Origin of the sequence: Mannheimia sp. E30BD (genome assembly GCF_041807785.1) — a bacterium.
GTDB lineage: Bacteria > Pseudomonadota > Gammaproteobacteria > Enterobacterales > Pasteurellaceae > Mannheimia.
In genome coordinates, this window is record NZ_JBGTYX010000026.1 from 1 (window position 1) to 26,227 (window position 26,227).

Genomic DNA, 26,227 nt, shown 5'->3' on the forward strand with positions numbered 1-26,227 from the left:
AAGTGGCGGTAAACGCCTGTATGCGTAAGCTTTTAACCGTGATTAATGCCATCGTCCGTGATGGCTCACAGTGGAATGCTCACGCGGTTTAATTAACGAATTTGTATCTTGCCAAAAATGTTGAGGAGATACAGTTGCTACACATCATTTCACATTATCAATAAAAATAAGAATGCGGCGAGCCTAAAAAGCCACCGCATTCGCTCAAAAGAACAATAGATAAAGAGACTACTGTTTATTTGCCGCTTCGGCCGCTTTGATTAAATCTGCACCGATAGCATCTTCAAACTGCTTCCATACAGGGCGCATTGCTTCACGCCATTTTTCGCGTTGCTCATCAGTTAAAGTGATGATTTGCGAAGCACCTGAATCGACGATTTTTTGCTTATCGCTTTGGTTGAGATCGTGAGATTGTTTGTTCACTTCCATAGACACCTCATCTAAGATTTTGGTTAGTTCTGTACGCACATCTTCAGGAATTTTGTTCCAGAAATCGGTGTTCACGATAACCATATAAGATAATAAACCGTGATTAGATTCAGTAATGAATTTTTGGACTTCGTGAATTTTTTGTGAGTAAATGTTTGAATACGGGTTTTCCGCACCGTTTACCACACCGGTTTGTAAGCCTTGATACATCTCACCGAATGCCATTTTACGCGGTACAGCTTTTAATGCTTTGAACTGTGCATCTAACACTTCTGAAGCCTGTACACGGAATTTTAAACCACGAGCATCTTTCGGCTCACGTAACTCTTTGTTCGCAGAAAGTTGTTTTAAATCATTGTTCCAGTAAGATAAACCTGTAATACCTTTGTCTTCCATTGATTTTAACAATGACTGACCTGCTTCAGATTGCTCAAAATGTTCAACCGCTTTGATATCGTCAAACAAGAACGGTAGATCGAAAATTTGAATTTTTGGTGTGTATTTATCAAATTTAGCCAGTGATGGAGCAAGCATTTGTACGTTATTTAACAATAATGCTTCCATCTCTTTACCGTCTGCATAAAGTGAAGAGTTTGGATAAACTTCCACTTTCACTTTGCCGTTTAAGCGTTCGTCCACTAATTTTTGGAACATTAACGCACCCTGACCTTTCGGGGTCTCGTTTGCTACAACGTGTGAGAATTTGATGACGATTGGGTCATTAGCAAAAGCAGATACCGAGAATGCAGCAGTTACAGCTAATGCCGCAGTCAATTTTTTGAATAGTTTTAACATAATAATTCACTCCAAATAGTTAGTGGTTGCAAAGTTGTTCATAATTTGCCTGATTTTTACTAAAAGTAAACAACAAATTTTTAAAAATATGACATATATCTCAATTTTTTTACATTATTGTTACTTTGGAGTGAAATGGAGTGCTTTTAAAGAGAAGAAAGGCTGGTTAAACCAGCCTTTCTATTAATTTCTTGTACCTAATTGGAAGATAACTACTTCAGCTTGGCAGCTAAACTTAAAATTAGCATTGAGTTCAACGCCGCCGTCCACAGGGCGGATTTCGCTCTCAATTTCGCACGGCTCGGATTCAACATCACGTGCTTTTTGAGTAAATATTTCTAATGCTGCTTGAGCTTCGGCTTCGGTTTCGTAAGTGCGAGTAATGTTTGCAACAGTTTCACTATTATCTAAAATTGAGCCGACATCAAAGGTATTGCAGCCTTCGCATTCAATGGGTTTATCGTTTTTCATTGGCTAATCCTCATAATTGATAAATAATATCACTACTTTAAAACTAAATAAGCGTGGGTGCAATCGTGATTTCACGATAATTTGATTTAGATAGCCTTTTGCAAATTTTGGAGGAAAAATGACACGCTTGGGAGCGTGTGCTACATGCAGTTTTATTTGAGTTTTTTGCCATTGTGTTTACCGTGATTTTAACATCACTGCTCACGGAACATAGCACAAGCTCGTTAGCGAGTGTGATTATTATGATCTCTGTTGTCGCAATGGTGTGGAATTTTGTCTATAACTGGCTGTTTGATAAAGTAGTCAAGGGCGAGCGAATTGCAAGAAGATTGGGCATTCGGTCTTATTTGAAGGCGGGCTGTTGGTTTTTACCATTCCATTGGTAATGTATATGCTTAATATTGGCTGGTGAGAAGCCTTTGTAATGGATATTGGTATGACATTATTTGTGCTGGTTTATTCCATTATTTTTAATTGGATTTATGACCATTTACGCCTGAAATTTATTACATCGAACCAATGAAAATCTTTCTAATCTGTGAAGCCGATCACGGTTTCGCTTTGCTAAATTCGCTATGCTTTCGCTAACGTATTTCAACATAGGAAGAGGGACATTCTATGAAAACGATGAAACGTAGCCTATTAAATGCTTTTGTCTATACGCTAATGCTTGGGGCGAATGCGAGCTATGCTCAATCTGAACCTAGAATTGGCGTTACGATTTATAAGTATGATGACAGCTTTATGATGTTGATGCGTAAAGAAATGAACAAGGAAATGGCGAATTTCAGCCACCTCAAATGGTTTATGAACGATGCTCAAAATTCGCAGGTAAAACAGTTAAAGCAGATTGAAACGTTGCTTAAGCATCAAGTTAATGTATTGGCAGTCAATATTGTTCACGCGAATGAATCGAAAACAATTGTAGAGAAAGCCAAATTGTCTAATGTGCCTGTGGTGTTTTTTAACCGCTCGCCTGACAACCAAGCATTAGAGAGTTATGACAAAGCCTATTTTGTGAGTAGTAACCCAAAAGAGGCGGGTAAAATTCAAGGCAAGTTGATTGCAAAAGCGTGGAGAGCCAATCCTCATTTTGATTTAAATAAAGACGGAAAATTGCAGTTTGTATTACTAAAAGGTGAATTGAGTGATGTGAGTGCGTTGCGTTCTCAAGCGGTTGTTGAGGAGCTTAATCGTCAAGGTATTACAACTGAGGAAATTTTTAGCGACACAGCAATGTGGCGTACTACTATTGCTCGCAATAAAATGAATGAGTGGTTGGTGGCAAACCGTGCAGCTGAGATTGAAGTCGTGATTTCAAACAATGATGAAATGGCAATTGGTGCTTTAGATGCGTTAAATGCACACGAGAAAAAATTGCCGATCTTCGGTATTGATGCCTTACCTGAGACATTAGCATTAATGAAAAAAGGGGAAATAGCCGGCACGGTACTAAATGATAGCTCAGCACAAGCGAAAGCGGTGGTGAAATTGGTATCTAATTTGGCACAAGGTAAGCCTGCGCTGAAAGATACGCAGTGGGAAAACCATTCCTCTAAAACGATTTATCTTCCGCATATTGGTATTGATAACGAAAATTTAGGGCAATTTTTACCTTAAATGGAGGATCGGGGCGTTATAAATACGCCCCTTATTGATGATAACAAGCGGTCATTTTTCAGTAAAATCTTGCAAATCCTTTCTTTTTTCTTCCAACAGATTTGAATAGAGTGAATATTCAAATTTTATACTTCAAATTAAAAATTTCTCCACTTTGTCTTAATTCTGTGAGAATGATCACGGATTGTTTTTTCAAAATTAGTTATGCTGTGCACCAAGTTGCTTATGGTAAGCAATTCATTTCCCGATAAACACATAAAAGAGGTGATCTCCTATGAAGAAAGCAGTATTAAGTGCAGTGGCAATGGCAGTCGCATTAGGTGCAACGATCAGTACAGCTCAAGCTGAAAACCGTATTGGTGTAACAATTTATAAATATGACGATAACTTTATGGCTTTAATGCGTAAAGAAATCGAAAAAGAGGGTAAAACACAAAAAGTCGAGTTATTAATGAATGACTCGCAAAATACCCAATCCATTCAAAACGACCAAGTTGATGTATTACTTTCTAAAGGGGTTAAAGCATTAGCAATTAACTTGGTGGATCCATCAGCTTATAAAACAATCATTCAAAAAGCGAAAAGTGAAGATGTGCCTGTGGTGTTCTTCAATAAAGACCCGGGTGCAGCTGCGATTGATAGCTATCCGAAAGCCTATTATGTAGGTACCGAGCCGAAAGAGTCAGGCCTTATTCAAGGTGAGTTAATTGCGAAACAGTGGAAAGCTCACCCTGAATTAGACTTAAACAAAGACGGTAAAATCCAATTTGCGTTATTAAAAGGCGAACCGGGACACCCGGATGCGGAAGCTCGTACCAAATATGTAGTTGAGAGCTTAAAAGCACAAGGTATTGAAAGCGAACAAATCTTTATGGATGCCGCTTTATGGGACGCAGCTCAAGCGAAAGATAAAGTAGATGCGTGGTTATCAAGTGGTAAAGCGAAAGACATCGAAGTAATCATCTCTAACAACGATGGTATGGCGTTAGGTGCATTAGAAGCAACCAAAGCTCACGGTAGAAAATTACCAATCTTCGGTGTTGATGCGTTACCTGAAGCATTACAATTAATCCAAAAAGGCGAATTAGCCGGTACGGTATTAAACGATGGCGTGAATCAAGGTAAAGCAGTTGTTCAATTAGCGGCAAACTTAGCAGACGGTAAAGATGCAGTTGAAGGCACACAATGGAAATTGGAAAATCGCGTAGTGCGTATTCCTTACGTTGGTGTTGATAAAGACAACTTATCCGAATTTTTAAAATAATATGTACTTTATGGCACGGGTAAGGTACTCGTGCCTTTTTTCGATATAACAGGGTGAGATATGACAGGCGAAGTACTACTCACAATGACGAACGTTAGCAAGTCGTTTCCGGGTGTGAAAGCATTAGACCGTGCTAACTTAACGGTAAAATCCCATAGTGTTCACGCCTTAATGGGTGAAAATGGGGCAGGGAAATCAACCTTGCTAAAATGTCTCTTTGGGATTTATGCCAAAGATGAGGGTGAGATTCTTTTTCTCGGTAAGCCGGTTGATTTTAAAACCACAAAAGAGGCATTAGAAAACGGGATTTCAATGGTTCATCAAGAGTTGAACCTCGTAAGACAAGTAACCGTAATGGATAACTTATGGTTAGGGCGTTATCCGTTAAAGGGGCCATTTGTGGATCACGACAAAATGTATCGTGATACTAAAGCGATTTTTGATGAATTAGATATTGATGTTGATCCGCGTGATAAAGTGGCGAAATTATCTGTTTCACAAATGCAGATGATCGAGATTGCCAAAGCATTCTCTTATGATGCCAAAATTGTGATTATGGACGAGCCAACCTCGTCGCTTTCAGAAAAAGAAGTAGAGCACTTATTTAAAATTATCCAAAAACTGAAAGACAGAGGCTGTGGCATCATCTACATTTCGCACAAAATGGACGAAATTTTCAAAATTTGTGATGAAATTACTATTTTGCGAGATGGTAAATGGGTAAACACCGTTGCAATTAAAGACACCTCAATGGATCAAGTGGTTTCAATGATGGTAGGACGTGAGCTAACCCAACGTTTCCCGCAAAAAACCAATCTACCAAAAGAAGTGATTCTTGAAGTTGAGAATGTAACGGCAAAAAATCAACCTTCTATTCAAGATGTGAGTTTTAGCTTACGCAGAGGGGAAATTTTAGGTATTGCAGGCTTAGTTGGGGCAAAACGTACTGATATTGTTGAAACCATTTTCGGCGTGCGAGATAAAGCAAGCGGCAAAATTACCTTAAACGGTAAAGAAATCAATAACCGCAACGCTTTTGATGCAATCAACAACGGTTTTGCATTAGTCACAGAAGAACGCCGCTCAACAGGGATTTACTCAAACCTAAGCATTGAGTTTAACTCACTGATTTCAAATATGAAGTCTTATCTAGGGAAATTCGGTTTGCTGAGCAATAAAAAAATGAAAAGCGATACCCAATGGGTAATTGATTCGATGAATGTAAAAACCCCATCGCATCAAACGCATATTGGCTCACTCTCTGGCGGTAATCAGCAAAAAGTGATTATCGGTCGTTGGCTCTTAACTCAACCTGAAATTCTGATGCTTGATGAGCCGACTCGTGGTATCGACATCGGGGCAAAATTTGAGATTTATCAGCTCATTTTAGAGTTAGCGAATAAAGATAAAGGGATTATTATGATCTCGTCAGAAATGCCTGAATTACTCGGGGTAACAGACCGAATTTTAGTGATGAGTAACGGTAAAGTGGCGGGCATTGTTGAAACTGCCAACACCTCGCAAGAGGAAATCTTGCACCTCGCAGCAAAATATTTATAGACAAGGAGTGAAGTATGTCTGCTTTACAACAAAATAGAACACTCGATTTTTTTAAACAAAATGCGATTTACTTCGTATTATTGATCTTACTTATTGTGATTATTGTGCAAGACCCAAGTTTCTTGAGCTTGCGTAACTTCAGTAACATTTTATCGCAATCTTCTGTGCGTCTTATTATTGCATTAGGGGTTGCAGGCTTGATTGTAACACAGGGTACAGACTTATCTGCCGGTCGCCAAGTGGGCTTAGCGGCGGTAATTTCTGCGACTTTGCTACAATCAATGGAAAATATGAATAAAGTGTTCCCGAACCTATCAGAAATTCCAATTCCAGTTGTGGTTTTAATTGTTTGTGCCATTGGTGGACTTATTGGCTTATTCAACGGCTTTGTGGTGGCATATCTCAATGTAACGCCATTTATTGCCACAATGGGTACGATGATTATTGTGTACGGTATCAACTCACTTTACTACGATGCAGTAGGTTCATCGCCAATCGCAGGCTTTAGTGATGACTTCTCAAGTTTTGCACAAGGTTTCTTCCGCTTTGGCGATTTTAGGCTCTCCTATATCACTATTTATGCCGTGATCGCCACTATTATTATGTGGACGTTATGGAACAAAACTCGCTTCGGTAAAAACGTATTTGCGATTGGTGGTAACCCAGAAGCCGCTCGAGTTTCAGGCGTAAACGTACCGCTTAACTTAATGGGTATTTATATGATTTCCGGTATCTTCTACGCATTCGGCGGTATGCTAGAAGCAGGACGTATCGGTAGTGCAACCAACAACTTAGGCTTTATGTATGAAATGGACGCAATCGCAGCGTGCGTAGTAGGTGGTGTATCATTTGCAGGCGGTGTAGGTACAATCATCGGCGTTGTAACAGGGGTACTCATCTTCACGGTTATCAACTACGGTTTAACCTACATTGGTGTAAACCCATACTGGCAATACATCATCAAAGGTAGCATCATCATCTTAGCGGTAGCGATTGACTCGCTCAAATATGCGAAGAAAAAATAATTAAGCGACAGGGGCAAATCATTATTTGCCCCTTATTTTTCTGCAAGCAGTTACTTTTTCGCAAAAATTTGCAAATCCTATTAGGCTGGATTAAAGTGCTAGACAGGCTTGTTTGAAACATAGGAGAAAGATATGGTTAAGCAAACTAAGTTAGGGCGGTTGGCGGTTTTATCGCTTGCGGTATTTTCGACTTCAACATTTGCTGCTCATCACGAAATTAAAATGCTTGATAACAACGCGGAAGGTAGTATGGTGTTTGAGCCGGGGTATTTGAAAGCTGAGGTGGGTGATACAATAACCTTTATACCAACCGACAAAGGGCATTGGGTGGAAAGCCGTGCGATACCGGAAGGCGCAGAAAAATTCCTCTCTAAAGAAGATGAAAAATTTACCCTTACGCTCACCCACGAGGGTGTTTATGTTTACTACTGTCCACCACATCGAACAATGAATATGACAGGTATTATCCAAGTAGGTAAGTCTGTAAACCTTGAAGCGGCACAAAAAGAAGTGGACAAAATTGAAAAACGCACAAAAGAAAATAAAGGGCGTTTATTTGAATATTTCGATCAAGTGAAATAAAAAATCCCCTCAAGGTTGATCCGAAAGGATATTTTTATCACATCAAGCGGTCATTTTTTGCAAAAAAATTTACCAAATAAGACCGCTTGCTATTTGTGTGAATTGCTATCAGCTGCATTCATCTGCAAGTAGCGAAGTACCTTTCTCTGAGTAGCTTCGTCCATATCGGTAAAGCCAACCATTCCGTTAAATACTGCAATCCATTCGTTTGCATCGTGCATTTTAGGATCACGTTGTTTATGGCACACGCTGCATTCGGTTTTATAGGTATTTTCGGTGTTCGCCCAAAAGTTGGTGAGATCTTGGGTAAATTCTGAATTTTCTACCCACACATTCATTTTTACCTTTTGCCAAATTAAACCTGTGTTCGGATCTTCTTTATCCGCCAAGATTTCTAATGGCGGATTATTGCTAATGAAGTCTTTTTCAAAGATAGCATCGGTAATATTTTTGGCAAAATCGTGATACCAAATTCGCCCAAAGCCTTTGGTTTTTTGCCATAAATTCAACTCAATTTCAGAGGCTTTTGCCGTTGTTTGCACTAATTTAATTTCAGCCCCCGCTTCTAGCTGACCGATTTTCTGCGTTAAATTTTCATCGGCAAATAGAGGAATAATTTCAGTGGTGTAATTTGTTGGATTAGAAAAAGAGAGTATTGGCGTGAGCAATCCCAATAGACAGAGAGCGATTTTCGATAATAATTTCATCATAAACCCCACACTTAATCAGACAAGAAAACTAGGTTATATGTTACACAAATTGAGCAAAAAAGTGTTGATTTACATCATAAAATCGCCTTTATAAAATTTTTGCAAAAAAATCCCAAAAAATGACCGCCTACAGGCTATAATAGCCAGTATTTTTCTACCATTTTTTCAAATTAAAGAGTAAATAGTAATGAGCGAAAAATTTAACGTAAAAACCTTTCAAGGAATGATTTTAGCCCTGCAAGATTACTGGGCAAGCAAAGGTTGCACCATCGTACAACCGTTCGATTTAGAAGTGGGTGCAGGCACATCACACCCGATGACCTGCTTGCGTGCGTTAGGCCCTGAGCCGATGGCGTTTGCCTATGTGCAACCATCACGCCGCCCGACAGACGGCCGCTACGGCGAAAACCCGAACCGTTTACAGCACTACTACCAATTCCAAGTGGTGATTAAACCTTCGCCAGACAACATTCAAGAACTCTACCTCGACAGCCTGAAAATGCTCGGTTTCGACCCAACCCAAAACGACATTCGTTTTGTGGAAGACAACTGGGAAAACCCAACCCTCGGGGCGTGGGGCTTGGGCTGGGAAGTGTGGCTGAACGGAATGGAAGTGACCCAATTTACCTACTTCCAGCAAGTTGGTGGCTTGGAATGTAAACCGGTAACGGGCGAAATTACCTACGGCTTAGAGCGTTTGGCGATGTACATTCAAGGCGTGGACAGCGTGTATGACCTTGTTTGGTCTGATGGCGAACTCGGCAAAACCACCTACGGCGACGTGTTCCACCAAAACGAAGTGGAGCAATCCACCTACAACTTTGAATACGCCGATGTGGACTTCCTGTTCCAATGCTTCGAGCAGTACGAAAAAGAAGCCCAATACCTGTTAGGCCTAGAAAGACCGTTACCACTGCCGGCTTACGAACGCATTTTAAAAGCGGCACACAGCTTTAACTTATTAGATGCTCGTAAAGCGATCTCGGTAACTGAACGCCAACGCTACATTTTACGCATTCGTGCCTTAACCAAAGGCGTTGCCGAAGCGTACTATGCAAGCCGTGAGGCATTGGGGTTCCCGGGGTGTAAGTAAAATCTCCCCCTACCCCCCTCTTTTTCAAAGAGGGGGAATTTGAATGAGGCAATAATGAGAAAACCGATTTTATACTTCGCCCATTGGTGTCCAGATACCGCCCCATTTGTGGCAGAACTAGACCGCCTAGGCATTGAATATGAACCGTGCGACATCACCAAAGGCGGCTCAACACTTAAACCATTTTTGAAACTGCGAGACACGCATTCCGCCTTCGATAACGCCAAAGCCAACGGCTATATCGGCATTCCGGCATTGCTGATCGACGGCGAAAAAGTTGTGCTGGATTTGGCTGAATTAGAGGGAATTTTCGGCTAACAAGCGGTTGGATTTGGCGGAAATTTTGCAAACAAGGAGAAAAAGATGAAATACGCCTTTATCGACTATGAAAATCTTAATTCATTAGATGGCTTAGCGTTACAAGAGTATGATCGCCTGTTTCTCTTTGTAGGAGCATCAAATAATCAAACGGAAATTCGGCTAACGGAAAAATTTAGCGATGAAATCAATATTACACTGATTAAAATTAAATCCATTGCTAAAAATAATGTGGATTTCCATATTGCCTATTATTTAGGGAAATTAGACGAACAAGCGGATAAAAACGTCGAGTTTTATATTCTCTCGAATGATCAAGGCTATGACGGTATTTGTGATTTTATTCAACATAAAAAGCAAGGACGGGTTTGTCAGCGAAAAGGCGTTCAATTAGAAAAACAACCGATTGCACAAACAAATAATACGGAAGAAGTTGTTTTTCAAAAATATGTGCAATATATGAAGCAGACCGCAACCAAACATTTACCGGTCAAATTAAAGGCATTAAAAAATAATATTCGTAGCCATACCGGTCTGGTAAAGATAAATAAAAAAGAAGCTGAAAAATTCGTGGATAAGGTCGTCGATAAACTGCTCTCCGACAAATGGATTAAGCTTGTTGATAACAAAGTGAGTTATCCAAAAGGCTAACAAGCGCTTGGATTTGGTGGGGATTTTGCAAAATGAACGAGCTAACCAATCTCAATTTAATTCAACACATTGCTCAGATTATTGAGCAAGCACGAAGTCACGTTCGCCAAACGGTGAACTCGGCAATGGTGTTAAGCTATTGGGAGATCGGGCGGTTGTTGGTGGAAGACGAACAGCAAGGAAACCACAAAGCGGAATATGGCAAATACACGCTGAAAACCGTTTCCGAACGTTTAACCGAAATGTTTGGCAAGGGCTTTGATGAGCGTAATTTACGCAATATGCGGCAATTTTATCTCGCATTTCCAATTCGGAACGCACTGCGTACCGAATTAAGTTGGACACACTATCGCAGCTTAATTCGCATTGAAAACCCACAAGCTCGGGAATGGTATTTGAAAGAGAGCATTGAAAATAACTGGTCGGCCCGTGCTTTAGACCGCCAAATTTCCGTTCTCTATTACGAACGTTTATTGGCAAGCCAAAGCAAGGCATTGGTGACACAAGAAGCGGAGCAAAAAACCGCACCACTGAAAGAGACGATTCAAGATTATCTGCGTGACCCCTATATTTTGGATTTTCTCAACTTGCAGGATAAAAGCTACCAAGAAAGCACGGTGGAGCAAGCCATTATCAGCAATTTGCAAGATTTCTTGCTGGAACTCGGCAAAGGTTTTGCCTTTGTGGAACGCCAAAAACGGTTACGTTTTGATGACGAAGATTTCTACATTGATTTGGTATTCTACAACTTTAAATTGAAGTGCTTTTTGTTAGTCGATCTCAAAATCGGCAAGTTAAAACACCAAGACATCGGGCAAATGGACACCTATGTCCGCCTGTATGACGAGCAGTTTAAAGGCGAAGACGACAACCCGACTATCGGCTTAGTGCTATGTAGCGAACCGAGCGAAGCCGTGGCAAAATACTCGGTGCTTGCCGACCGTAAGCAGATTTTCGCCGCTAAATATCTGCCGTATTTGCCAACCGAGTTGGAGCTAAAAGCACAGGTAGAAAAAGTCAAAGCAAGGTTTGAGCTAACAAGCGGTTGAATTTAGCGGGAATGTTGCAAAATGAAAGTGTGATTGAAACGATTTGGTTGCATATTCAGTCGGTGGGTGAGTAGAGATTTTCAAATCTCCCCCCACCCCCTCTTTGGATAAAGAGGGGGTGATCATTCAGTGAGTAATTTTAATTCATCTGACTATTTTCGGATTTGTTGAAGAAAGATAATGAAGATAGATGATCTAAAAATTTACTGTGATCTAGTTCCCCTCTTTAGCAAAGAGGGGTTAGGGGAGATTTGGCAGAAGTGAAAACGAAGTGAGAGGTTGTAATGCCCTTGATGTATACAATAAGATCTCGAAACATTTACATTTGGCATAAAGGAAGGAAATAATTTATGACTGAAATTTTACTTAATAAAGATGCTTTTAATATAGCAGAAGATGACTTATTAGTTAAAGATGTTCCATATGGGTTAGCGGTAGTATCCCATAAAATTTCTGAAGAAAAATTACCAATTAGATTTTTATACAGAGAAGAGCCAAGTTCTGATTATCCTGATAGCGGTTGGAGATTATTTTCAGGATATGAAGATGATGAATATACAAATAATCCCGAAAACTTTTCTATTTACAGCCTTACTCGTTTAGCTAATTTCCAACCTGAAATTGATGGAGATATGTTATATAGCCCAATAGGATCTGTATTTGAAAAAACACCCAATAGTGATCAATTTGAATTAGTTTCTGATTGGTCTATTCCTAATGAATAAATTGAAATAAAAGAGAATAAAATGACAACACAAAACTTCCTTGCCGAGATCGGCACAGAAGAGCTGCCACCGAAGGCACTCAAAAAATTAGCGACCGCATTTGCGGAGAATGTAGAAAACGAATTAAACCAAGCAGGTCTTTCGTTTGAGAAAGTGGAATGGTTTGCTGCCCCTCGCCGTTTGGCGGTGAAGGTGTTGAGCCTTGCGGAAAGCCAGTCGAGTAAAGAGGTTGAGAAACGAGGGCCGGCGGTGTCGGCAGCGTTTGATGCCGAAGGCAAGCCGACTAAGGCGGCGGAAGGCTGGGCAAAGGGTTGCGGGATTACCGTAGAGCAAGCCGAGCGTATTGCCACCGACAAAGGTGAATGGCTGGTGCATCGTGCGGTGATTGAAGGTCAGCCGACCAAAAACTTGCTGGTGGATATTATTGCGAAATCGCTAGCGAACTTACCAATTCCAAAAACGATGCGTTGGGGCGATAAGAGCGAGCAGTTTGTTCGCCCAGTGCATACCGTTACGCTTTTATTCGGGGCTGAGCTGATCGAAGGCGAGATCTTAGGCGTGAAAAGCGGTCGTACCATTCGTGGTCACCGTTTCTTAGGTGAACGCGAGTTCCAAATTGAGAACGCCGATCAATATCCACAACTGTTGAAAGATCGGGGATCGGTTGTGGCAGATTTCAATGAGCGTAAAGCCTTAATTCTTGCAAAATCACAGGAAAAAGCGACCGCTTTGGGCGGCGTTGCCGATATTGAAGAGGATTTGCTGGACGAAGTGACCTCGCTGGTGGAATACCCGAATGTACTCACTGCCAAATTTGAAGAGCGTTTCCTTGCCGTGCCGGCAGAAGCCTTGGTTTATACAATGAAAGGCGACCAAAAATACTTCCCGATTTATTCAAAAGACGGCAAATTGTTACCGCACTTTATTTTTGTGTCGAACATCAATCCAGAAGATCCAAGCAAAATCATCGAGGGTAACGAAAAAGTGGTTCGCCCACGTTTGACCGATGCGGAGTTCTTCTTCAAAACCGACTTAAAACAGAAACTGGAAGACCAATTGCCACGCCTTGAAACTGTGTTGTTCCAACAACAGCTTGGTACATTGCGTGATAAAACTGCTCGTATTGAAGCGTTAGCAGGCGAAATTGCCGCTCAAATCGGGGCAGATCAAACCAAAGCGAAACGGGCGGGCTTGCTTTCTAAATGCGACTTGATGACCAATATGGTGTTTGAATTTACTGACACGCAAGGCGTAATGGGAATGCACTATGCACGAGCGGATGGCGAAGATGAAGAAGTAGCAGTGGCACTGAACGAGCAGTATATGCCTCGTTTTGCCGGCGATAACTTGCCGAACAGCTTAGTGGCTTGCTCTGTGGCATTGGCGGATAAATTCGACACGCTGACAGGGATTTTCGGTATCGGTCAAGCTCCAAAAGGCAGTGCCGACCCGTTCGCCCTTCGCCGTGCGGCGTTAGGTTCTCTGCGAATTATTGTGGAGAAAAACTTACCGCTGGATTTAACTGATTTAGTAGAAAAATCAGCGGCTTTGTTTGGCGATAAACTTACTAATAAAAATGTGGTTGAAGACGTGGTGGACTTTATGCTCGGCCGCTTCCGTGCGTGGTATGAAAGCGAAGGCATTGCGGTGGATGTGATTCAATCGGTATTGGCTCGCCGTCCTACCAAGCCTGCAGATTTCGATGCCCGTGTGCGTGCGGTGTCGCACTTCCGCACGCTTGAGAGTGCTGAAGCCTTAGCGGCAGCGAACAAACGTGTAAGCAACATTCTGGTGAAAGCGGATATTGCCATCGGCGAGATCGATTTAACCGCTTGCGTAGAGCCTGCGGAAAAAGCGTTAGCCGAAGCAGTTATCGCACTGAAAGCCGACGTTCAGCCGTTAATCGCACAGGGCGACTACACGGCGGTTCTCGACAAATTAGCGAACCTCCGCCAGCCGGTTGATGCGTTCTTTGATGGCGTGATGGTGAATGCCGAAGACCAAAAACTGCGTCAAAACCGTTTAGCGATTTTAAGCACGCTACAAGGCTTATTCCTGCAAGTAGCAGATATCTCGCTTTTGCAGTAATTGCAAAATTTTAATGAAAGAAGACCGCTTGCAAGCGGTCTTTTTCCGAAGAAAATTTACAAAGGAATTGGAATGAAAAAATGTTTCCTCTCGTTAATCTTATTTTTGGCTAATCCAGCTATCGCTTTCGACCCCATCGAAGAGGGCTTTGCTCGTGGGGCAAAAGCCTTACAGCAAAATGATCTGAAACAAGCTGCAGAAATTTGGTTTCCGCTTGCTGAAAGAGGGCACGCAGGTTCACTCATTTATTTTTTCTATGTGTTAAGCCAAGATCTCTCATTAGCAGCATCAAACCCGAAAATGATGAATTTGCTGATGGAAATGGCTCAATATAATGATGCTGATCCAATCCAATATAATCAATCTGAACAAATTTTGCTCTGGAAAGTGTATCAAGAACATAAATTGTTCGATAAAGCGGAGGCTTGGCTGAAGAAAATTGGCAAAACGGCGGCGGAAGCAGAAGCCATTTTTCAGCAAGATAAAGCCAATGCCAAAGTGGTGTTAGATGATTTTAAAAAGGGTTATCCTAATAACTAATACTTACAAGCGGTCTTTTTTCGAGGAAAATTTACAATGAAAGGCTATTTTCTTTCCCTTTGTTTGATGGGACTAAGTGCGGTTGCTTCCGCTAATGAAACGCTCATCACGCTGTTTGAGTGCAAAACCAATAAAAATCAGCAGTTGAATTTAGTGCTGTCCGGTTCAACCTTGAACTTTATGCGCCAGGGCGAAGTGGAGTATCAACAAGATTTATCAGCTACTTATCTGCACTCTTATGCCAACGGTCAGCAGTTAATGGTGCCGCATAACGGAAATTGGCATCTGTTTGAAGAAACACAATCCACTACAGGCTTTACCCATGTTGAGCTGCTTGTCAGAAATGCGGAAAGTGGGAAAGTGATGGAATTTCAAGAGTGTGAGAGTGAGGTAAATTCTGTGATTGGCTTGCTTTCGCCCGAAGAGATTACACCGATTCCTGATGATTTAGCGGATTGGTTATTTGAAGTATCGAATAAATATTTGCCTTAATAGTTGGGAAGCTAGAAAATTTAGACTATCTTGATTAAAATAGTGGCGTTTATAAAAGAGGAAAACACAATGTCAGTAAAAACCGAAGTTTTATTTAGCAATCATTGGAATGTTCGAGTGAGCGATCCGGGCTTTGAAGGCTCGCCAAGCCACTATTTTGAAACCGTATATTTAACGCTTGAAGCCTTTATTAACGGCGAAAATGTGCATTATGAATTTACGCGTAAAGTTGAGCAAGAAGTGAAAACCCACCGCAGTTTTACTGATGTGAATGAGTTGTTTGAATTTCTCGGCGAATATTTAAGCCCTGTCGCACTTGGTAATGTTGGCGTGCGTATTGGGCAGCTTGGGTTAGCTTAAATTTGAAGGACAAATTTTTTGCCCTTACAAAATTTTCCTAAAAATTAACCGCTTGTTACTACGTTTATGATCATCTCTAACCCCCTTTTCCAACAAACCCAGCCCTATTGGGATTTCTTACGCATTGAAAAGCAAGTTAGCCCACACACCTTGAGCAATTATCAACGTCAATTAATGGCGGTGAGCGAGCTTTTTTCGCAAGCAGGCATTGAGCATTGGGAGGAGGTAGAAAGTAGCTCTGTGCGTTGGATGTTAAGCCAAAGCCATAAGCAAGGGCTGAGTGCGAAAAGTATCGGCTTGCGGCTGGTGGCATTGCGTCAATGGTTTGTCTATTTGATTAAAGTGGGGAGAATGACCGCAAACCCGACTTTAGGGGTAAAATCACCAAAAGTGGGTAAACATTTACCGAAGAATATTGATGCGGAGCAGGTAGGGCAGTTGCTGGCGATTGAAAGCGATGATCCAAGCGATATTCGAGATATTGCAATGATGGAGCTGATGTATAGCTCTGGCTTGCGTTTATCGGAACTGCATGGACTGAATTTGGGCGATATGGATTTGTCAGCTCAAGAAGTGCGAGTGCAAGGTAAGGGCAGTAAAGAGCGGATTGTGCCGATTGGCTCGCAAGCGTTGAAAGCATTAAATCGCTGGTTGGAAATGCGTTTGCAATTTAATCCGCAGGATAATGCGGTGTTTCTGAATAAGCGGGGCGGGCGGTTATCTCATCGTTCCATTCAGTTGGCAATGAAGAAATGGGGTGAGCGACAAGGGCTGGAAAACCATCTGCACCCACATAAATTACGCCACTCTTTTGCAACTCATATGCTGGAAGCAAGTGGCGATTTACGGGCGGTTCAGGAATTGTTAGGGCATAGTAGCCTGTCCACCACTCAAATTTATACGCACTTAGATTTCCAACATCTTGCAAAAATTTATGATTCCACCCACCCAAGAGCAAGGCGGAAAAATGAAGATTAAGCCTGTTTTGGCTCAAGGGTTTTGATTTTAAAGAAGAAATACCAATATTGAATAACGACTAAAACGGCTACAGCAATTTTCCCGCCAATATGTGGTAGAGTTAAAAGGGCAAGCAGCGTAAACGGAAAGGCAATAGCTAAAATCGTGATTTTTTGCTTCATCGTCATTGCCCGTTTCTCATCATATTCCTGCAAATATTTTTTATACAGCTTGGTTTGAATAAACCACAAACGCATTTTTTCTGAGCCTTTGGTAAAACAGAATAAGGCTAGCAGTAAAAATGGCGTAGTCGGCAAGCCGGGCAACACCGCTCCGATAATGCCTAAACCAATGCAAATAAAGCCGCAGATAATATAAAGTAATTTCATCGTAAAATTTAGTTTTTGAGAATAAATCGCAATTATACTAAAGGAAGCAGGAGGGGATTTCAAACTATTTCTGCGATAGCAAGCGGCAAATAGAAATAAAAAAACCTACTGATTGCTCAGCAGGTTAAATATGGCGGAGGAAGTGAGATTCGAACTCACGGAGGGCGTTAACCCTCGCCGGTTTTCAAGACCGGTGCATTCAACCGCTCTGCCATTCCTCCAGGTTGAATTTGATTTAGATTATGTTTTCTTAAATGAGAAAATCTGCTGATAAACATCAACAGACTTAAATTTGATGGCGGAGGAAGTGAGATTCGAACTCACGGAGGGCGTTAACCCTCGCCGGTTTTCAAGACCGGTGCATTCAACCGCTCTGCCATTCCTCCGTTGAAAACGTTGCAATAATAGAGATTTATCCAATTATCGTCAAGTAATAAATCTTAAAATCCGCCTATTCGTTCTTTTTTTCAGCACAATTTATTTTCTAATTAACCAAACGCCGCTTTCAATATGGTGGGTGTAAGGAAATTGGTCAAAAAGAGCCGCTCTTTCAATTCGATGGGTTTGGCTTAATTGCTGTAAGTTCTCGGCAAGTGTTTCCGGATTACAAGAAATATAGAGAATTCGCTCATAAGCCTGCACCATATCTAGCGTGGCTTGATCTAACCCTGCTCGTGGTGGATCGACAAAAATAGTGTTGCAATCATAGGCTTTTAAGTCAATCCCTTTTAAGCGATAAAATTCACGCACGCCATTCATCGCTTGGGTAAATTCTTCGGCGGACATTCGGATAATCTGTAAATTATCCACTCCGTTTTTCTCAATATTATATTGTGCTGATTGTACGGAAGATTTTGAAATTTCTGTTGCCAGCACCTTGCGGAAATTCTCTGCTAAGGCAATAGAGAAATTACCGTTGCCGCAGTAAAGCTCAAGTAAATCGCCTTTGCTATTTTTAGTGCAGTTTCTCGCCCATTCCAACATTTTAATGTTCATTTCCGCATTTGGCTGAGTAAAGCTGTTTTCCACTTGGCGATAAACATATTTTTTACCATCAATCGGCAATACTTCTTCCACATAATCACAGTCTAAGGCGATTTTTTGCTTATTCGCTCGCCCGATAATCTGCACATTAAAGCCTTGTTGTGTTAAACGATTTTTTAGAGCTTGAGCTTGTTCAATCCATTTATCATCAAGTGTTTTGTGATAAAGCATTGATACCGCAATTTCACCGCTTAACGTACTTAAATAATCCACTTGGAACAGCTTACGAGTTAGGATTCCATTGCCTTGAATGTCTACCAGCAACGCTTGCATCATTCGGTTAATCAGTTCACTTGCAATCGGGAAACTATCGACACGATAACGTTCTTTGGTTTCTGGGTTGAACATAATGTGGTAAAGCGAGCCGTCTTCGTGCCAAACCCGAAATTCCGCACGCATACGGAAATGGCTTGGCTTAGAGGCAAACACTTCTAGCTCAGGAGTATTAAAAGGCTTGAGTAAAGCGGTCAAATTTTCGGTTTTTTTTGCAAGAAGATCGGAATATTGTTCAATCGGGAGTGTCATTTTTTACCACAAACAGAAAATGAAAAAACAAACCACGAATCGCTTCGTGGTTTTATCGCATAAATTTAAACTTATTCAGCCGCACTGAAATCATCGCCGGAATCGCTGCCCGCATTACCTGAAAGGGTATAAATGCGTTTAGTTTTGCTGGTAAGCGTACGGTATTTTAACCACGCTTTTTCGATATCGCTTTGTGCGGTTTCTTCGCCTTTCATTACAGCAACCAAGCGTTTTTCTTCTGCGGTTTTAGGTTTACGTTCGCCCGTTTCTAAAGCCAAGCACGCTTGACCGAACTGCTCTAAAGTTTGTGATTCACGAATGGTGTAATCACCGTGGCGAGAAAAGCCACGAGGGTAATTTTTATCATCGAAAAAACGGCGTGTAACGCTAAAACTATCTGCCATAATATGCCTCATTGTGTGAAATTAGGGAAAAGAAAATCGGCATACATTAAACAAAAATAGCGAATAAATCAAGGTTTAATGCCAACAAGCGGTGAAATTTAGCGAATTTTTTGCAAATTGGGTTTACATAATGTTTATAAAAAAGAACCACTTGTATTTTACAAGCGGTAGGGAATTAACGCTCAATCTTATCTCGCATTAACTCAATTAACGCTGCGATCTCGGGCGTTGGGGCTGGCACTTGTAACATTACCCAGCGGAAGAGTTCAGGGTCGGTGTAGCCTAGCATTTCTACAAAGGCTTGTTGTTGGTTTTCGGTAAGTTCATCAAAATGATTTTTGTAAAATGGCATAATCATTTTGTCTAACTCACGCATACCTCGACGGCATTCCCATTCAAGTTTAAAGCGGTTAATTTCTGCCATTATTTTACCTCTTTAATGCGGAGTTCTTTTGGTACTTCAAACACCACATCTTCTTCATTGCCTTCAAGGGTTTCCACTTCCGTAACACCCAATGTTTTTAAGTGTGAAATAACCGATTGTACTAATACTTCAGGGGCAGACGCACCTGCGGTAATACCGATAGTTTGAACGCCTTCTAGCCAAGCTGGATCAATATCTTGCGGGCCATCAATCAGTTTTGACATCACCCCCATTCGAGAAGCCAGTTCAGCTAAACGGTTTGAGTTAGAGGAGTTTTTAGAGCCGACCACAAGCACTAACTGCGATTGTTCCGCTAATTCACGCACAGCGTGTTGGCGGTTGGTAGTAGCGTAGCAAATATCGTTTTTACGAGGCCCTTGAATTGCAGGGTATTTCTCTTTCAACGCATCAATCACGCCGATAGTATCATCAATGGATAGCGTGGTTTGCGTCATAAAAGTGAGTTCATCACTGTTAGATACAGGCAGATTGGTAATATCTTCTACCGATTCCACCAAATAAATACCGCCTTCTTCGTTGCTATATTGCCCCATTGTGCCGATGACTTCAGGGTGTCCTTCGTGTCCGATTAAAATGGCTTTTGTGCCTTTTTTGCTGGCACGAGCAACCTGCATATGCACTTTGGTTACGAGCGGACAAGTAGCATCAAACACTTTTAAACCACGACTTTTCGCTTCTTGGCGAACTGCTTGCGACACGCCGTGAGCGGAGAAAATCACAATCGCATCATCAGGCACTTCGTCTAATTCTTCCACGAAGATTGCTCCTTTCGCTTTTAAACCATCAACTACAAATTTGTTGTGAACGACTTCGTGGCGAACATAAATCGGTGCACCGTGAATTTCTAATGCGAGTTCCACAATCGAAATGGCTCTATCTACGCCAGCACAGAACCCACGAGGGTTTGCTAATAAAACTTTCATTTAATCACTCTTACTTGGTTTTTCTTTTTTCGTTATAAAGGCTTCTAAAATCAGTAAGCCTGCACCCACACAGATGGCAATATCCGCCACGTTAAAGACAGGATAATGGTAAATATCCCAATAAAAATGGAGAAAATCGACAACATAGCCGTGATATGCACGGTCAATCGCATTACCAATCGCTCCGCCAATAATGAGAGCGTATGCAGAATTTTCTAATTTTTTGACCGCTTGATTTTTCCATAATGCCACAATTAAGGCGAGGGAAATTACTACTGCTAGCCCTAAGAAGAAATATTTTTGCCAACCAGAATGATCGGCAAGAAAACTAAACGCTGCACCGTAATTGCGTGCGTAAGTTAAGTTAAAAATCGGCAGAATATTAATACTTTCGCCAAAGTCAAAATTTTGTACCACGATATATTTTGACCAGAGGTCAATAATAATGGTAACGACACTAATCCAAAGGAATGTTAATCCTGTTTTCATTTCATTTTCCAAATTTAGGGGCGTACATTGTACGCCCATTTGATTATTCAGATGTATATTATACGCCCAGACAAGCGGTTCATTTTACAAGATTTTTTGCAAATTAGATCGCTTCTTCGTTTTCTTCGCCTGTACGAATACGGATAACTCTGCCGACATCATAGACAAAAATTTTGCCATCGCCAATTTTGCCAGTTTGGGCGGTTTCCATAATCGCCTCAATGCACTGTTCTTCGAGCTCGTCAGGGATCACAATTTCCACTTTCACTTTTGGCAGAAAATCAATGGCATATTCCGCACCTCGATAAAGCTCAGTATGCCCTTTTTGTCTGCCAAACCCTTTGATTTCAGTAATGCTCATACCGCTAATGCCCACGTCTGTTAAGGCTTCACGCACGTCATCTAGTTTGAATGGTTTGATGATCGCTTCAATTTTTTTCATTGCTATTCCTATTTTTCTCTGCGAGCTGATTTGGGACGAAAACTCTCGCACACTTGTGGATTGGTTTCGACATAAATTTCACTTAAAAGTTGTAAGCAATAAGGCACGGCACTAAAAATGCCTTTTACTAACACTTTGCCATTTTCATCTTTTACCCCTTCAAGGGTTTCTTTAATCGCTTTTGGTTGTCCGGGTAAGTTGAGAATTAAGCTCTCATTGCGGATAACCCCAGCTTGGCGAGAGAGAATGGCAGTTGGCACGAAGTGAAGGCTCACTTGTCGCATCTGTTCGCCAAAGCCCGGCATTTCTCGGTGAGCAACCGCAAGCGTAGCATCAGGGGTAACATCACGTTTTGCCGGGCCTGTGCCGCCTGTGGTTAAAACCAAATGGCAAGCGTGATTATCCACCAAATCAATCAAGGTTTGCTCAATGAGCGGTTGCTCATCTGCAATTAGGCGGCTTTCTAGCTCAAAATCATCGCATAAGGCAGATTTTAGCCACGCTTCCAATTCAGGGATACCTTGATCTTGATAAACTCCTTGCGAGGCTCGGTCGGATACAGATATCAAGCCGATTTTCAATTTTTCTTTACTGGGCGATTTACAAGCGGTCATTTTTTCTCACTTTTTTGCAATTGTAGTTCTTGTTTATCTTTTTCACTTAAATTTGATAATGCCATATTGAAGCTACGTTCAACCGTTACTTTACGAGGGTCGTCATCTGGCAACAGTTTTAACATCATTCCCCACGTCATCGCTGCCATTTTGAAATCTTCTTTTTCAAACGAGTGGAAGGCAAGCAAACTCAGGGCATTAAAGTTTGTATGGTCTTTGCGGATAATCTCTTTTAATAGAGCCTCTCCCTGATTTTTATCTTCTTCCGCATTAGAGAAAAGCAGGAGTTGAGCGTGGCTGAGTTTATATTCGATGTTATCAGGTTTTAATTCCGCAGCTTTGCTAAAGGCATCGTGAGCTAATTGACCGTCATCTAACGCCATACCGATTTGTCCGAGCATATACCATTTTTGGTCATCGTTTGGATTTTTTTGTAAATCCACGCGTAATGCCATTGCAAATTGGTTCATCTCTTCGGTTGAAAGCGGATTTGTTGTTTGCGTCTTTAAACGCTCATAAAAACCGTCTAACTTCTGATGAGTAGTGTCTAACATTGAAGTAGAGAACCAAGAGCCTACATTGCTGTAAACCGCAAAACTAATACCGCCTACAAATAAAATCAGTGAAACAAACCACGCCTTGCCGAGCTTTAATTTTTCGCCTTGCACGTTCTCGGCATTTTCAGGAATGTCGTCTAATAAATTTTGTTGCAGCTCTAACTTTGTTTGTTCAGGATCGTCAATGATCCCTTTATTGGCTTCGCTTTCAACTTCTTTTAAACGATCAAAATAGAAAGCTTTATTTAAGCTATCTCGTTTACTGGCATCAATTTGTTTATTTCGTTTCAATAAAGGATAAAACGCAATGGCACAAACAATTAACGTAATAAAAATAATGGCTATCCAGAAACTCATTTGCTGTCCTTATTTAAAATTTGGTTAAGACGCTCTTGCTCATCTTGATTTAATTGTTGAGCTGGTTTTGCAAAATTTTGTGAAGAATTGACCGCTTGCGGTTTCGCTTTTTTGCGGCGTAACACAATGCCAAGCCCCAATGCAATTAAAATTAACGGCAGAACCCAAAGCATAATAGTCGCAGGCGTAAGTGGCGGATCGTAGGTAACGAAATTACCATAGCGTTCAATCATATAATCAACCACTTCATCTTTGCTTTTTCCTTCTTTCAGTAATTCAAAAGTTTTTGCCCGCATATCAGTTGCAATGGTGGCGTTGGAGTCTGCAATATTGTTATTTTGACATTGCGGGCAACGTAGTTCTTGGATTAAGGCTCGATAATCAGCCTCTTGTTTTGGGCTATCAAATTCGTGAAGCTCAACAGGGGCAGACATTGCCACAGAACTTGCAAAAATAAAGAATAAGCTAAACTTTTTCATTGTTTTCATCACTCTTTTAATTTGTCATAAATCGGTTTCAGAACGTTATTCCATACTTGGTCGTTTACATCACCTGCGTGGCGGTATTTGATGACTCCATTACCATCAATAATAAAGGTTTCAGGAGCTCCATAAACACCTAAATCTAGACCAAGCGAGCCTTTAGGGTCAAAGATAATGGCTTTATATGGATTGCTATAGTTAGCCAAGAATTTTAAGGCTTTCGGGCGTTCGTCCTTATAATCAATGCCCACAATCTCCACGCCTTGCTTCGCTAAAATGGTCAGATATTCGTGTTCAGCATAACAAGTTGGACACCAAGTTGCCCACACATTTAATAAACGAGGTTTGCCCGTTTTTACCACATCTTGATTAACTTGTTCTTTCTCATCAAGCAGAGATTCTAAGCTGAAATTAGGGATAGTTTTGCCGATGAGAGCAGATTCCAATTTTTTCGGATCATCGCCTTGCGAGTTGCGTGCAAGTTGAACCAAAAATGCCACAGATAACGCTAAAAACAGAATTAAAGGAAGTAGAAATTTTTTGTTCATGGTGTATGCCTAATATCAATCACTCTTAAAGTTGCTAGCTTACCAAAAAATAGCCGAATAAGCATTGATTTAAATAAAAAATCCGTTGGGTTGTGTTCAACGGATTTTGGGCGTTACAAGCGGTCAAAAAAGTGAAATTATTTGCGTAATTTTACGGTTTCAATGGCGTGTTCTTGCCCTTTTATCAAAATGAGATTGGCTCGCTCACGGCTTGGTAAAATATTTTGGCGTAAATTTAACCCATTAATCTCTTCCCAGATGGTTGAGGCTGTTTCAATCGCTTCTTGCTCCGATAATCTTGAATAGTGATGGAAATAAGAGTTTGGATCAGCAAAAGCACTACGGCGGAATTTTAAGAAACGGTTGATGTACCATTTCTTTAAAAGTTCTTCTTCAGCGTCAACATAAATTGAAAAATCGACAAAATCTGATACGAACACATTATGTGGGCTAGAAGGGTAGTTCATTCCACTTTGTAACACGTTCAAGCCTTCTAAAATGACAATATCAGGTTGATCCACCACATTAAATTGATCGGGAATAATGTCATAAGTTAAATGGGAATAGATAGGAGCTTTCACATTCCGCTCACCTGATTTAATATCAGACACAAACCGAATAAGGCTATGAATATCATAAGATTCAGGAAAGCCTTTTTTCTTCAGCAAGTTCTTTTCAGTTAATATTGCAAGTGGATATAAAAAACCATCGGTGGTAATTAAATCAACTTTTCTCTCTTTCGGGTAATGTGAGAGTAGAGCTTGCAAAATACGAGCAGAAGTGCTTTTACCCACCGAAACACTGCCAGCAATGCTAATAATATAAGGCACTTTCGGTGTTTCAATGCCAAGAAAACGGTGTAAAACGGTCTGACGTTTTAAATTCTCTTCTATATAGTATTGAATTAAACGAGCAAGTGGGAGGTAAATTGTACGAACTTCTTCTAAAGAAAGATCTTCATTAAAGCCTAATAGGGGTTTTAAATCTTGCTCGGTTAGCTTTAATGGCACAGATTTGCGTAAATCTGCCCATTGTTGACGATCAAAAGTGAGAAAAGGAGTAATTTTTGTGTTTTTTTCAAGGCTCATAGCCAAAATCTCAATTTTTTTGGTGAGGATAAATGTATTTTATACCTGAAATAAGGTGGTAACTATACAATAGATGAACTATTTTTGCCCTATTTATTGGCGTAGAACCATATATCTTTTACAAAAAATAGTCATTTTGTATATTTAAAAGTCGAAAGAGTGATTTTTTTAATATTTTTTTAAAAAACACTTGCACAGCGTCAAAATTTCCCTATAATGCACATCACTTGCTTACGACACAGCAACGCCGACTTAGCTCAGTAGGTAGAGCAACTGACTTGTAATCAGTAGGTCACCAGTTCGATTCCGGTAGTCGGCACCATTATTGCTTAAATGTAAATGAGTATTCAAATATCGTGGAGGGGTTCCCGAGCGGCCAAAGGGGGCAGACTGTAAATCTGTTGGCTCAGCCTTCGAAGGTTCGAATCCTTCTCCCTCCACCATTTCTGATTTTTGAATCGTGCAGGACAGACGAATTTAGAACAGCGGGCATCGTATAATGGCTATTACCTTAGCCTTCCAAGCTAATGATGCGGGTTCGATTCCCGCTGCCCGCTCCAAACGCTGATATAGCTCAGTTGGTAGAGCGCACCCTTGGTAAGGGTGAGGTCGGCGGTTCAAATCCGCCTATCAGCACCACTTCTTCTAACTTCACTCTTTCCTATAAGTTTCAATTAGTATTAATTTCTACATTATGGTTAATGGGTTCTTTTGTTCCATTGTAACCGTTTTTGTTTAAGAGGCTTTTAGAAAATGTCTAAAGAAAAATTTGAACGTACAAAACCGCACGTTAACGTGGGTACAATCGGCCACGTTGACCATGGTAAAACAACTTTAACAGCAGCAATCACAACTGTATTATCAAAACACTTTGGTGGTGCAGCTCGTGCATTCGACCAAATCGACAATGCGCCGGAAGAGAAAGCGCGTGGTATCACCATCAACACTTCACACGTTGAGTACGATACAGAAACTCGTCACTACGCACACGTTGACTGCCCAGGACACGCGGACTATGTTAAAAATATGATTACCGGTGCGGCACAAATGGACGGTGCTATCTTAGTAGTAGCAGCAACAGATGGTCCAATGCCACAAACTCGTGAGCACATCTTATTAGGTCGCCAAGTAGGTGTTCCATACATCATCGTATTCTTAAACAAATGCGACATGGTAGATGACGAAGAGTTA

At 41.0% G+C, this 26,227-nt stretch carries 31 protein-coding genes, 6 tRNA genes and 1 pseudogene; 21 read left to right on the forward strand and 17 right to left on the reverse strand.

Annotation, left to right across the window (positions count from 1 at the left end; genetic code table 11):
* Positions 1–228: 228 nt before the first annotated feature.
* The gene (locus ACERCG_RS10805) at positions 229–1,224 is read right to left on the reverse strand and encodes a TRAP transporter substrate-binding protein (protein ID WP_373612079.1); all 996 of its coding nucleotides are present in this window, start codon (positions 1,222–1,224) and stop codon (positions 229–231) included.
* Between the two features lie 183 nt (positions 1,225–1,407).
* Entirely contained in the window at positions 1,408–1,695 is a 288-nt protein-coding gene (locus ACERCG_RS10810) for a DUF406 family protein (protein WP_006251467.1), read from the reverse strand.
* 137 nt (positions 1,696–1,832) lie between these two features.
* On the opposite strand from ACERCG_RS10810, the pseudogene ACERCG_RS10815 reads away from it, so the two are divergent.
* The 6 genes and pseudogenes from ACERCG_RS10815 (at position 1,833) to ACERCG_RS10840 (ending at position 7,746) form a co-directional block, all read left to right on the forward strand.
* A pseudogene (locus ACERCG_RS10815) lies at positions 1,833–2,218 on the forward strand (PACE efflux transporter).
* Positions 2,219–2,322: 104 nt separating this feature from the next.
* A complete protein-coding gene (locus tag ACERCG_RS10820; RefSeq protein WP_373612109.1) occupies positions 2,323–3,315 on the forward strand; it encodes a substrate-binding domain-containing protein in 993 nt (330 codons plus the stop codon).
* A 274-nt stretch (positions 3,316–3,589) separates the two neighbouring features.
* Positions 3,590–4,579, forward strand: a complete 990-nt coding sequence (gene mglB / locus ACERCG_RS10825; protein WP_373612080.1) for a galactose/glucose ABC transporter substrate-binding protein MglB — start codon at positions 3,590–3,592, stop codon at positions 4,577–4,579.
* Positions 4,580–4,639: 60 nt separating this feature from the next.
* On the forward strand, positions 4,640–6,139 hold the full coding sequence (mglA, locus tag ACERCG_RS10830) for a galactose/methyl galactoside ABC transporter ATP-binding protein MglA (protein ID WP_373612081.1): 1,500 nt from the start codon (positions 4,640–4,642) through the stop codon (positions 6,137–6,139).
* Between the two features lie 14 nt (positions 6,140–6,153).
* Positions 6,154–7,164 carry a galactose/methyl galactoside ABC transporter permease MglC gene (gene mglC / locus ACERCG_RS10835; protein ID WP_373612082.1) on the forward strand — a complete coding sequence of 337 codons (1,011 nt, stop codon included), beginning with the start codon at positions 6,154–6,156 and terminating at the stop codon, positions 7,162–7,164.
* Between the two features lie 132 nt (positions 7,165–7,296).
* Positions 7,297–7,746, forward strand: coding sequence for a pseudoazurin (locus tag ACERCG_RS10840; RefSeq protein ID WP_373612083.1), 450 nt, complete (start codon positions 7,297–7,299; stop codon positions 7,744–7,746).
* An 89-nt stretch (positions 7,747–7,835) separates the two neighbouring features.
* Here ACERCG_RS10840 and ACERCG_RS10845 read toward each other — a convergent pair whose 3' ends face one another.
* The gene (locus ACERCG_RS10845) at positions 7,836–8,453 is read right to left on the reverse strand and encodes a pentahemic C cytochrome (protein WP_373612111.1); all 618 of its coding nucleotides are present in this window, start codon (positions 8,451–8,453) and stop codon (positions 7,836–7,838) included.
* A 190-nt stretch (positions 8,454–8,643) separates the two neighbouring features.
* Here ACERCG_RS10845 and glyQ point away from each other — a divergent pair, with 190 nt between their 5' ends.
* The 10 genes from glyQ (at position 8,644) to xerC (ending at position 16,750) form a co-directional block, all read left to right on the forward strand.
* On the forward strand, positions 8,644–9,549 hold the full coding sequence (glyQ, locus tag ACERCG_RS10850; RefSeq protein WP_373612085.1) for a glycine--tRNA ligase subunit alpha: 906 nt from the start codon (positions 8,644–8,646) through the stop codon (positions 9,547–9,549).
* Positions 9,550–9,603: 54 nt separating this feature from the next.
* Positions 9,604–9,867, forward strand: coding sequence for a hypothetical protein (locus ACERCG_RS10855; protein WP_373612086.1), 264 nt, complete (start codon positions 9,604–9,606; stop codon positions 9,865–9,867).
* Positions 9,868–9,912: 45 nt separating this feature from the next.
* On the forward strand, positions 9,913–10,518 hold the full coding sequence (locus ACERCG_RS10860; protein ID WP_373612087.1) for a PIN domain-containing protein: 606 nt from the start codon (positions 9,913–9,915) through the stop codon (positions 10,516–10,518).
* A 32-nt stretch (positions 10,519–10,550) separates the two neighbouring features.
* The gene (locus tag ACERCG_RS10865; protein ID WP_373612088.1) at positions 10,551–11,567 is read left to right on the forward strand and encodes a YhcG family protein; all 1,017 of its coding nucleotides are present in this window, start codon (positions 10,551–10,553) and stop codon (positions 11,565–11,567) included.
* Positions 11,568–11,917: 350 nt separating this feature from the next.
* Positions 11,918–12,292 carry a DUF2185 domain-containing protein gene (locus tag ACERCG_RS10870; RefSeq protein ID WP_373612089.1) on the forward strand — a complete coding sequence of 125 codons (375 nt, stop codon included), beginning with the start codon at positions 11,918–11,920 and terminating at the stop codon, positions 12,290–12,292.
* 21 nt (positions 12,293–12,313) lie between these two features.
* Positions 12,314–14,380 (forward strand): glycine--tRNA ligase subunit beta, encoded by a 2,067-nt coding sequence (gene glyS / locus ACERCG_RS10875; protein WP_373612090.1) that lies wholly within the window; start codon positions 12,314–12,316, stop codon positions 14,378–14,380.
* 72 nt (positions 14,381–14,452) lie between these two features.
* Entirely contained in the window at positions 14,453–14,920 is a 468-nt protein-coding gene (locus ACERCG_RS10880) for a hypothetical protein (RefSeq protein WP_373612092.1), read from the forward strand.
* 36 nt (positions 14,921–14,956) lie between these two features.
* A complete protein-coding gene (locus ACERCG_RS10885; RefSeq protein ID WP_373612093.1) occupies positions 14,957–15,412 on the forward strand; it encodes a hypothetical protein in 456 nt (151 codons plus the stop codon).
* 69 nt (positions 15,413–15,481) lie between these two features.
* Positions 15,482–15,772 carry a DUF5377 family protein gene (locus ACERCG_RS10890; protein ID WP_006249979.1) on the forward strand — a complete coding sequence of 97 codons (291 nt, stop codon included), beginning with the start codon at positions 15,482–15,484 and terminating at the stop codon, positions 15,770–15,772.
* Positions 15,773–15,838: 66 nt separating this feature from the next.
* Positions 15,839–16,750, forward strand: coding sequence for a tyrosine recombinase XerC (gene xerC, locus ACERCG_RS10895; protein WP_373612094.1), 912 nt, complete (start codon positions 15,839–15,841; stop codon positions 16,748–16,750).
* Here the strand turns inward: xerC and ACERCG_RS10900 are convergent.
* From ACERCG_RS10900 to coaA, 14 genes are all read right to left on the reverse strand, one after another.
* Positions 16,747–17,118 carry a YbaN family protein gene (locus tag ACERCG_RS10900; protein ID WP_373612096.1) on the reverse strand — a complete coding sequence of 124 codons (372 nt, stop codon included), beginning with the start codon at positions 17,116–17,118 and terminating at the stop codon, positions 16,747–16,749. The two genes, xerC and ACERCG_RS10900, sit on opposite strands and share 4 nt — an antisense overlap.
* Positions 17,119–17,249: 131 nt before the next feature.
* A tRNA-Ser gene (locus ACERCG_RS10905) sits at positions 17,250–17,339 on the reverse strand.
* Between the two features lie 75 nt (positions 17,340–17,414).
* Positions 17,415–17,504 (reverse strand) — tRNA-Ser (locus ACERCG_RS10910).
* Positions 17,505–17,595: 91 nt separating this feature from the next.
* Positions 17,596–18,687: a tRNA (uridine(54)-C5)-methyltransferase TrmA gene (gene trmA, locus ACERCG_RS10915; protein WP_373612097.1), complete on the reverse strand. Its 1,092-nt coding sequence runs from the start codon at positions 18,685–18,687 to the stop codon at positions 17,596–17,598.
* 71 nt (positions 18,688–18,758) lie between these two features.
* Complete coding sequence (locus ACERCG_RS10920; RefSeq protein WP_373612098.1) at positions 18,759–19,091, reverse strand: DUF413 domain-containing protein; 333 nt, start codon at positions 19,089–19,091, stop codon at positions 18,759–18,761.
* Between the two features lie 175 nt (positions 19,092–19,266).
* Positions 19,267–19,515, reverse strand: a complete 249-nt coding sequence (locus ACERCG_RS10925) for a succinate dehydrogenase assembly factor 2 (RefSeq protein ID WP_373612100.1) — start codon at positions 19,513–19,515, stop codon at positions 19,267–19,269.
* Positions 19,515–20,459 carry a 4-hydroxy-3-methylbut-2-enyl diphosphate reductase gene (ispH, locus tag ACERCG_RS10930; RefSeq protein WP_373612101.1) on the reverse strand — a complete coding sequence of 315 codons (945 nt, stop codon included), beginning with the start codon at positions 20,457–20,459 and terminating at the stop codon, positions 19,515–19,517. Before ispH ends, ACERCG_RS10925 begins: the two co-directional genes overlap by 1 nt.
* On the reverse strand, positions 20,460–20,948 hold the full coding sequence (gene lspA / locus ACERCG_RS10935; RefSeq protein WP_373612103.1) for a signal peptidase II: 489 nt from the start codon (positions 20,946–20,948) through the stop codon (positions 20,460–20,462).
* 103 nt (positions 20,949–21,051) lie between these two features.
* A complete protein-coding gene (gene glnB / locus ACERCG_RS10940; RefSeq protein ID WP_025236863.1) occupies positions 21,052–21,390 on the reverse strand; it encodes a nitrogen regulatory protein P-II in 339 nt (112 codons plus the stop codon).
* Positions 21,391–21,398: 8 nt separating this feature from the next.
* A complete protein-coding gene (mog, locus tag ACERCG_RS10945; protein WP_373612104.1) occupies positions 21,399–22,004 on the reverse strand; it encodes a molybdopterin adenylyltransferase in 606 nt (201 codons plus the stop codon).
* A complete protein-coding gene (gene ccmI / locus ACERCG_RS10950) occupies positions 22,001–22,918 on the reverse strand; it encodes a c-type cytochrome biogenesis protein CcmI (protein WP_373612105.1) in 918 nt (305 codons plus the stop codon). Before ccmI ends, mog begins: the two co-directional genes overlap by 4 nt.
* Complete coding sequence (locus ACERCG_RS10955) at positions 22,915–23,397, reverse strand: cytochrome c-type biogenesis protein (protein ID WP_373612112.1); 483 nt, start codon at positions 23,395–23,397, stop codon at positions 22,915–22,917. Before ACERCG_RS10955 ends, ccmI begins: the two co-directional genes overlap by 4 nt.
* A gap of 8 nt (positions 23,398–23,405) precedes the next feature.
* A complete protein-coding gene (locus tag ACERCG_RS10960) occupies positions 23,406–23,948 on the reverse strand; it encodes a DsbE family thiol:disulfide interchange protein (RefSeq protein WP_373612106.1) in 543 nt (180 codons plus the stop codon).
* A 137-nt stretch (positions 23,949–24,085) separates the two neighbouring features.
* Positions 24,086–25,036: a type I pantothenate kinase gene (gene coaA, locus ACERCG_RS10965; RefSeq protein ID WP_373612107.1), complete on the reverse strand. Its 951-nt coding sequence runs from the start codon at positions 25,034–25,036 to the stop codon at positions 24,086–24,088.
* 246 nt (positions 25,037–25,282) lie between these two features.
* On the opposite strand from coaA, the gene ACERCG_RS10970 reads away from it, so the two are divergent.
* The 5 genes from ACERCG_RS10970 to ACERCG_RS10990 all read left to right on the forward strand — a co-directional run.
* A tRNA-Thr gene (locus ACERCG_RS10970) sits at positions 25,283–25,358 on the forward strand.
* 36 nt (positions 25,359–25,394) lie between these two features.
* Positions 25,395–25,479, forward strand: a tRNA-Tyr gene (locus ACERCG_RS10975).
* A gap of 42 nt (positions 25,480–25,521) precedes the next feature.
* Positions 25,522–25,596 (forward strand) — tRNA-Gly (locus ACERCG_RS10980).
* Between the two features lie 3 nt (positions 25,597–25,599).
* Positions 25,600–25,675 (forward strand) — tRNA-Thr (locus tag ACERCG_RS10985).
* 114 nt (positions 25,676–25,789) lie between these two features.
* On the forward strand, positions 25,790–26,227 hold a 438-nt coding region (locus tag ACERCG_RS10990; protein WP_373612108.1), incomplete at its 3' end, for a GTP-binding protein.

Bases quoted from the DNA above. Each gene is read 5' to 3' on its own strand.
- ACERCG_RS10865 (WP_373612088.1), top strand. From the start codon at position 10,551: ATGAACGAGCTAACCAATCTCAATTTAATTCAACACATTGCTCAGATT.
- ACERCG_RS10885 (WP_373612093.1), top strand. From the start codon at position 14,957: ATGAAAGGCTATTTTCTTTCCCTTTGTTTGATGGGACTAAGTGCGGTT.
- ACERCG_RS10880 (WP_373612092.1), top strand. From the start codon at position 14,453: ATGAAAAAATGTTTCCTCTCGTTAATCTTATTTTTGGCTAATCCAGCT.
- ACERCG_RS10810 (WP_006251467.1), bottom strand. From the start codon at position 1,695: ATGAAAAACGATAAACCCATTGAATGCGAAGGCTGCAATACCTTTGAT.
- lspA (WP_373612103.1), bottom strand. From the start codon at position 20,948: ATGAAAACAGGATTAACATTCCTTTGGATTAGTGTCGTTACCATTATT.
- glyQ (WP_373612085.1), top strand. From the start codon at position 8,644: ATGAGCGAAAAATTTAACGTAAAAACCTTTCAAGGAATGATTTTAGCC.
- ACERCG_RS10925 (WP_373612100.1), bottom strand. From the start codon at position 19,515: ATGGCAGAAATTAACCGCTTTAAACTTGAATGGGAATGCCGTCGAGGT.
- ACERCG_RS10805 (WP_373612079.1), bottom strand. From the start codon at position 1,224: ATGTTAAAACTATTCAAAAAATTGACTGCGGCATTAGCTGTAACTGCT.
- trmA (WP_373612097.1), bottom strand. From the start codon at position 18,687: ATGACACTCCCGATTGAACAATATTCCGATCTTCTTGCAAAAAAAACC.
- ACERCG_RS10960 (WP_373612106.1), bottom strand. From the start codon at position 23,948: ATGAACAAAAAATTTCTACTTCCTTTAATTCTGTTTTTAGCGTTATCT.
- mglC (WP_373612082.1), top strand. From the start codon at position 6,154: ATGTCTGCTTTACAACAAAATAGAACACTCGATTTTTTTAAACAAAAT.
- ACERCG_RS10920 (WP_373612098.1), bottom strand. From the start codon at position 19,091: ATGGCAGATAGTTTTAGCGTTACACGCCGTTTTTTCGATGATAAAAAT.
- ACERCG_RS10855 (WP_373612086.1), top strand. From the start codon at position 9,604: ATGAGAAAACCGATTTTATACTTCGCCCATTGGTGTCCAGATACCGCC.
- glyS (WP_373612090.1), top strand. From the start codon at position 12,314: ATGACAACACAAAACTTCCTTGCCGAGATCGGCACAGAAGAGCTGCCA.
- mglB (WP_373612080.1), top strand. From the start codon at position 3,590: ATGAAGAAAGCAGTATTAAGTGCAGTGGCAATGGCAGTCGCATTAGGT.
- ACERCG_RS10870 (WP_373612089.1), top strand. From the start codon at position 11,918: ATGACTGAAATTTTACTTAATAAAGATGCTTTTAATATAGCAGAAGAT.
- ACERCG_RS10860 (WP_373612087.1), top strand. From the start codon at position 9,913: ATGAAATACGCCTTTATCGACTATGAAAATCTTAATTCATTAGATGGC.
- mog (WP_373612104.1), bottom strand. From the start codon at position 22,004: ATGACCGCTTGTAAATCGCCCAGTAAAGAAAAATTGAAAATCGGCTTG.
- glnB (WP_025236863.1), bottom strand. From the start codon at position 21,390: ATGAAAAAAATTGAAGCGATCATCAAACCATTCAAACTAGATGACGTG.
- mglA (WP_373612081.1), top strand. From the start codon at position 4,640: ATGACAGGCGAAGTACTACTCACAATGACGAACGTTAGCAAGTCGTTT.
- ACERCG_RS10820 (WP_373612109.1), top strand. From the start codon at position 2,323: ATGAAACGTAGCCTATTAAATGCTTTTGTCTATACGCTAATGCTTGGG.
- ACERCG_RS10845 (WP_373612111.1), bottom strand. From the start codon at position 8,453: ATGAAATTATTATCGAAAATCGCTCTCTGTCTATTGGGATTGCTCACG.
- ispH (WP_373612101.1), bottom strand. From the start codon at position 20,459: ATGAAAGTTTTATTAGCAAACCCTCGTGGGTTCTGTGCTGGCGTAGAT.
- ccmI (WP_373612105.1), bottom strand. From the start codon at position 22,918: ATGAGTTTCTGGATAGCCATTATTTTTATTACGTTAATTGTTTGTGCC.
- ACERCG_RS10900 (WP_373612096.1), bottom strand. From the start codon at position 17,118: ATGAAATTACTTTATATTATCTGCGGCTTTATTTGCATTGGTTTAGGC.
- coaA (WP_373612107.1), bottom strand. From the start codon at position 25,036: ATGAGCCTTGAAAAAAACACAAAAATTACTCCTTTTCTCACTTTTGAT.
- ACERCG_RS10840 (WP_373612083.1), top strand. From the start codon at position 7,297: ATGGTTAAGCAAACTAAGTTAGGGCGGTTGGCGGTTTTATCGCTTGCG.
- ACERCG_RS10890 (WP_006249979.1), top strand. From the start codon at position 15,482: ATGTCAGTAAAAACCGAAGTTTTATTTAGCAATCATTGGAATGTTCGA.
- ACERCG_RS10955 (WP_373612112.1), bottom strand. From the start codon at position 23,397: ATGAAAAAGTTTAGCTTATTCTTTATTTTTGCAAGTTCTGTGGCAATG.
- xerC (WP_373612094.1), top strand. From the start codon at position 15,839: ATGATCATCTCTAACCCCCTTTTCCAACAAACCCAGCCCTATTGGGAT.